We start from the raw sequence: 6,226 nt of genomic DNA, 5'->3' as shown, positions 1-6,226 counted from the left end.
GGGTATCACGATGAGCGACAAGAAGGCCAGCAACCAGATGTGGGGCGGACGTTTTGCCTCGGGCCCGGCCGCGATCATGGAGGCGATCAACGCCTCGATCGGCTTCGACAAGAAGCTGTACGCCCAAGACATCCGGGGTTCCGTTGCCCACTCTGAAATGCTGGCGGAAACGGGCATTATTTCGTCTGAGGATCAACAGAAAATCGCTCACGGGCTGAACACGATCCTGCGAGAAATCGAAGATGGCAAGTTTGCCTTCTCGACCCGGCTCGAAGACATCCACATGAACATCGAGTCGCGCCTGGCCGAACTGATCGGCCCGGCAGCGGGACGCCTTCACACGGCACGCTCGCGCAACGACCAGGTGGCGGTCGACTTCCGGCTCTGGGTCAAGGACGAATTCCACCGCGTCGCCGAAGCGCTGAAGGGGCTGATCGCTGCCTTCCTGGAACGCGCCGAGCAGCATGCGGCAACCGTCATGCCCGGCTTCACCCATCTGCAAACGGCGCAGCCGGTGACCTTTGGCCATCACTGCATGGCTTATGTCGAGATGTTTGCCCGCGACCTTTCCCGCGTCCGCGACGCCATCGAGCGCATGGACGAGAGCCCGCTGGGTGCGGCCGCCCTCGCCGGCACCGGCTTCCCCATCGACAGGCACAAGACAGCAACAGCACTCGGCTTCCGCGAGCCGACCCGCAACTCGCTCGACTCCGTGTCGGACCGCGACTACGCGCTCGAATTCCTGTCGATCGCCGCCATCTGCGCCACGCATTTGTCGCGGCTGGCCGAAGAGATCGTCATCTGGTCGACGCCGCAATTCGGCTTCGTGCGCCTGTCGGACGGCTATTCGACCGGCTCGTCGATCATGCCGCAGAAGAAGAACCCCGACGCCGCCGAGCTGGTGCGCGCCAAGACCGGCCGCGTCAACGGCCATCTGATCGGCCTGTTGACCGTCATGAAAGGCCTGCCGCTGACCTATTCCAAGGACATGCAGGAAGACAAGGAAGCGGTGTTCGACGCCGCCGAAACGCTCGACCTGATGCTGGCGGCGATGTCGGGCATGGTCACCGACATGACGATCAATGACCAGGCGATGAAGAAGGCCGCCGGTTCGGGTTATTCGACCGCGACCGACCTCGCCGACTGGCTGGTCCGCACCCTCGGACTGCCCTTCCGCGAGGCGCACCATGTCACCGGCCGCGCCGTGGCCTTGGCCGAACAGAAGAAGCTCGGACTGGAAAAGCTCGCTCTTGAAGACCTGCAATCGATCCATCCCGGCATCACCGCCGACATCTTTTCGGTTCTGTCGGTGCAGAACTCGGTGAAGAGCCGCACATCCTTTGGCGGCACGGCTCCCGCCGAGGTGAAGAAACAGATCCGCTATTGGAAAAAACGTCTCGCGAAAGCTTGATCAAGCCGGGGTGCAATGACCAAAAATCTCCGCTACAAGCGGCGGGGAAAATTTCTCGGACGGATGGATCGATGACCGCTGGCAAGATTGTGATGACGCTCGGGCTAATCGCTGCGGTCGGCCTGGTTTCGGCCTGTGGGCGCAAGGCCGGTCTCGACACGCCTTATGAGGCCGCCGTGCAGGCCCAGAAGGATGCGCAAAAAGCCGGCCAGCCTGTCGGCCCCGCGCCGCAGAAACCGGTCGTGGACAAGCCTTTCATCCTCGACCCGCTGCTCTGAGCGGCCCGCTAATCTTCGAAAGCCTGTTGCCGTGAACCATTTCGACTATCGTGACGGCGTCCTGCACGCCGAAGATGTGGCGCTGACCGACATTGCGCAAGCGGTAGGCACACCGTTCTACTGCTATTCGACAGCGACCCTGACGCGCCATTTCAACGTCTTTTCCAAGGCCTTCGCCGATCTCGACGCGCTGGTCTGCTACGCCATGAAGGCGAATTCCAACCAGGCGGTGCTGAAGACGTTGGCCAGGCTTGGCGCCGGTGCTGACGTGGTGTCGGAAGGCGAGATGCGGCGTGCGCTTGCCGCCGGCATTCCGGCCAAGAAGATCCTGTTTTCAGGCGTCGGCAAGACGGCGCGCGAAATGGATTTCGCGTTGCAGGCCGGCATCCTGTGCTTCAATGTCGAATCCGAACCCGAGCTTGAGCTGCTTTCGGCCCGGGCTGTCGCCAACGGCAAGACGGCCCCGGTGTCGCTGCGCATCAATCCCGATGTCGACGCCAAGACACACAAGAAGATCTCGACCGGTCTCGCTGAAAACAAGTTCGGCATTCCCCGCCAGCGCGCGCGCGAAGTCTATGCCCGCGCAGCCGCCCTGCCCGGCCTCAAGGTTGCCGGCATCGACATGCATATCGGCAGCCAGATCACCGAATTGCAGCCGTTCGACGACGCCTTTGCGCTGTTGGTAGAGCTGGTCGCTACGCTCAAGGCCGATGGCCACGCCATCGAACATGTCGATCTCGGCGGCGGCCTCGGCATACCCTACAAGACCGACAATTCGCCACCGCCTTTGCCTGACGCCTATGCCGCGATCGTGCACAAGCACGTCGGCAAGCTCGGCCTCAAGGTGATGTTCGAGCCGGGCCGGCTGATCGTCGGCAATGCCGGCGTGCTGGTATCCGAAGTGATCTTCGTCAAGGAAGGCGACGCCAAGAACTTCCTGATCGTCGATGCGGCGATGAACGACCTGATCCGCCCGACGCTCTACGATGCCTTCCACGACATCCGCCCGGTGGTGCAGCCGCCCGCCAATGCGCCGCGCATGATGGTCGATATCGTCGGTCCGGTCTGCGAGACCGGCGATTATCTCGGCCTCGACCGCGACCTGCCCAAGCTCAAGTCGGGCGACCTGATCGCCGTCAGCACTGCCGGTGCCTATGGCGCGGTGCAGGCTGGCACCTACAACACCCGTTTGCTGGTGCCTGAAGTGCTTGTCGACGGCGACCGCTTCCATGTCGTGCGCAAGCGCCAGACCTATGAGGAACTGATCGGGCTCGACTCCGTGCCGGACTGGCTGGCCTGACAACACGCAGATCCGGCGTTCCTTGCGCATCCACCAGGATGTACAGCACTGTTACTGCGCTTCACGATTGCGTTGGCCGCCTCGCCTTCGCCGTGATTGATGGTATTCTGCCATAGGCAAGTGGGCCGCATCCCGCGCCACCCAAGCGGAAGGGCCGATGACGGAACGGACCAGATCAGAGCTGCATCGCGACATCAACGCCTCCCTGGGCAGGACACGTCTTGCCATCGGCGCGGCCATGATCGTCGAGCGCGGCTGGCCGCTGGTGCTGCCGCTGATCGTTGTCGCAAGCCTGTTTGTCTCCTTGTCATGGCTCGGCCTGTTCCGACTGATGCCCGACATGGCGCGGCTGGCGCTGACTGTTGCCTTCGCGTTCGCCGGGCTGGCGTCGCTTTATCCGCTTCGCTTCTTTAGCCTGCCGTCATGGACCGAGATCGACAGCCGCGTCGAACGCGCCAACGACCTGCTCCACACGCCGGTACAGGTCCAGAGCGACCGGCCCTCGGGCAAGCCTGACCATTTTGCCGACGCGCTGTGGCGCGAACACCAAAAGCGCATGGCCGAGCGGCTCAGCACGCTCGGCGGCGACCTGCCCAAGACCCGCGTGCCTGAACGCGACCCCTGGGCACTGCGAGCGGCAGCGGCACTGCTGTTTGTCTGCGCCTTTGCCTTTTCATTTGGCCCGATGGGGGGCCGTCTCGGCGACGCGTTCAGGGTGCATGCGGCACGTGACGCCGTTGCCCCGCGCATCGACGCCTGGGTGACGCCACCGGCATATACCGGCAAGGCGCCGATCTTCCTCACCACCGGTGCCAGCGATGAGATGCCGGTCATCAACGTGCCCCAGGGCAGCGAGTTGTCACTACGCGTGACCGGCGGCTCCGGCGATGAAACACTTGCATTCACCGATGCAAGTGGAGCCTTGCGCGACATCGCCCCGATGGGCCAGAACGCCGATCCAGCCAAGCCCGTTGCCACCGGCCCGGTCGCCACCGTCAGCCAGTTTACCGACAAGCTGGTGGCCGAAGGCAAGGTGACACTCAAATCTGGCGGCGACGAGCTCGACAGCTGGGGCTTTACCGTCATTCCAGACAACCCGCCGACGATCAGCTTCGCCGGCGAGCCCAAGCGCGCCGTCAACGGCACGCTGGAACTGACCTACAACATCGAAGACGACTATGGCGCGGCATCGGCCAAGGCCCAGTTCGCCCTTGATGAAGCACAGTCGCCGACCGCCCGCCCGCTTTATGGCGCGCCCGAAATGCCGCTGGCCCTGCCCCGTCGCGGCGCGGCCAAGAAGCCGGTCAAGGCGACGCGTGACCTGACCGAGCATGTCTGGGCCGGTGCGCCGGTGAAGCTCACGCTGCAGGCAGTCGACGATGCCGGCCAGGAAGCCGAAAGCGAGACCAAGACGTTCATCCTGCCTGAAAAGCCCTTCACCAACCCGCTTGCGCGGGCGGTGATCGAACAGCGTCGGCTGCTGGCGCTCGATGCCAACGCCAAGCCGCGCGTGCTCGATCTGATGGACGCGATCACGTTGCGCCCGGAAGACACGATCGACAATCTTTCGCATTATCTCGCCCTGATGAGCGCCCGAACCCGGCTCAAGATGGCCGGATCCGACGACCAGCTGCGCGAGGTGGTCAGCTATCTCTGGCAGGTCGCGCTCGGCATCGAGGACGGCAATCTGTCGGCGGCGGAAAAGCGCCTGCGCCAGGCCCAGCAGGCCTTGCAGGACGCGCTTGAGCGCGGCGCCAGCGACGAAGAGATCGACAAGCTGATGGCCGAATTGCGCTCGGCCATGGACTCCTTCCTGCGCGAATTCGCCCAACGCGCCCAGCAGAACCAGAAGTCGGCGCAATCGCAGCAAAGCCAGGAACTGCGCCAGAGCGACCTGCAGCGGATGCTCGACCAGATCGAGAACCTGGCCAAGTCGGGCAACCGCGACCAGGCCAAGGAGTTGCTGTCCCAGCTTCAGGACATGATGAACAATCTGCAGGCCGGCCGGCAGCAGAATGGCCAGCAGGGCCAGCAGAATTCCGAGATGCGCCAGCAGATGGACAAGCTTGGCGAACTCATGCGGCGCCAGCAGGAGACGATGAACGAGACCTTCCGCATGGATCAGATGCAGCGTGGGCAGCAGCCCGGCGACCAGCAGTCCGATCCGTTCGGCGACAATCGCGACCCCGGCCAGCAGGACCCCTCGGGGCAGCAGGGGCAAGACCAGCAAGGCCAGGGCCAGCAGGGCAAGCCGATGACCCCGCAGGAATTCGCTGACGCGCTAAAGCAACTGCAGGAGGGCCAGGGTCAGCTGGAAAAGGACCTCGAAGCGCTGATGAAGGGCCTTGAGGGGCTGGGCATCAAGCCAGGACAGGGTTTTGGCGAGGCCGGCCAATCGATGAAGCAGGCCGAGGGTGCGCTCGGCAAGGGTGAAGGCGACCGCGCTGTCGGCCATCAGGGCCGAGCACTGGAGGCGCTACGCCAGGGCGCCCAGGACATGATGCAGCAGTTGCAGGCCATGCAGGGCGACCAGGGCACCACCGGCGAAGGCGGCCGCCAAAGGAATGCTGGCCGCGATCCGCTTGGCCGGCCGAGCGCGACCTCCGGTCCTGACACCGGCGAATCAGTGAAGGTGCCCGACGAGATCGACGTGCAGCGCGCCCGCCAGATCCTCGAGGCGATCCGCAAGCGCCTCGGCAACGCGCTCAGCCCCGAGCTGGAGCGCAGCTATCTAGAGCGGCTGCTGGAGCTGAAGTAGCGGCAGCGGGCAGTGCCCCCATTCCTTGCCTTCACACCGCTCCGGCCATGCCGGCCTCACGCGCCAGTTCGAAGTCCTTCTGGCTGGAGCGCTGGAAGGCGGGCCTTGCGGAAAGCCTGTCGAAATACTCCAGAAATACCGGCTTTTCAGGCAGGACTTTCATCACGCGGATCCCGTAGTTGATACCGCCGCCGATCTGCGTGTCGGCCGCCGTAWAACGGTCGCCGGCGATGTAGGGCCGTGACGACAATGTGCGTTCGAGATTGGCGACCATTTCCGCAAACGACCCGTAGGAATAGCCGCCACCCATGAATTCGTGACCATGCGCCTTGGCGGCCAGGACCGGATCGAACACCCCATCGGCATAAGCGAGCCAGGTGAGATACGGTCCTCGCATCTTGTCGCCGATGGCAGGCGCGAGGCCGGCCTCCGGGAAGGCATCGCTGAGATAGTTGCAGATGGCAGCGCGCTCGGTGACC

The 6,226-nt window shown here is 64.0% G+C and carries 5 protein-coding genes; 4 read left to right on the top strand and 1 reads right to left on the bottom strand.

Annotated features, from left to right (window positions below; genetic code table 11):
- Positions 1-10 precede the first annotated feature (10 nt).
- The 4 genes from argH to AC1DUU_RS20430 all read left to right on the top strand — a co-directional run bounded on the left by argH (position 11) and on the right by AC1DUU_RS20430 (position 5,747).
- Positions 11-1,411, top strand: a complete 1,401-nt coding sequence (gene argH / locus AC1DUU_RS20445) for an argininosuccinate lyase (protein ID WP_476785227.1) — start codon at positions 11-13, stop codon at positions 1,409-1,411.
- Between the two features lie 71 nt (positions 1,412-1,482).
- Complete coding sequence (locus AC1DUU_RS20440; protein ID WP_476785226.1) at positions 1,483-1,689, top strand: hypothetical protein; 207 nt, start codon at positions 1,483-1,485, stop codon at positions 1,687-1,689.
- Between the two features lie 31 nt (positions 1,690-1,720).
- On the top strand, positions 1,721-2,989 hold the full coding sequence (gene lysA, locus AC1DUU_RS20435) for a diaminopimelate decarboxylase (RefSeq protein ID WP_476785225.1): 1,269 nt from the start codon (positions 1,721-1,723) through the stop codon (positions 2,987-2,989).
- A gap of 157 nt (positions 2,990-3,146) precedes the next feature.
- Entirely contained in the window at positions 3,147-5,747 is a 2,601-nt protein-coding gene (locus AC1DUU_RS20430) for a TIGR02302 family protein (RefSeq protein WP_476785224.1), read from the top strand.
- A gap of 31 nt (positions 5,748-5,778) precedes the next feature.
- Here AC1DUU_RS20430 and AC1DUU_RS20425 read toward each other — a convergent pair.
- Positions 5,779-6,226, bottom strand: a 448-nt coding sequence (locus tag AC1DUU_RS20425; protein ID WP_476785223.1) for a glutathione S-transferase family protein, incomplete at its 5' end; no start/stop codon positions are given.

This window comes from Aminobacter sp. P4_H6_2 (genome assembly GCF_056400805.1).
Note: the sequence above shows the minus strand (reverse complement) of the source record. Positions and strands in the feature narration are given on the sequence as shown.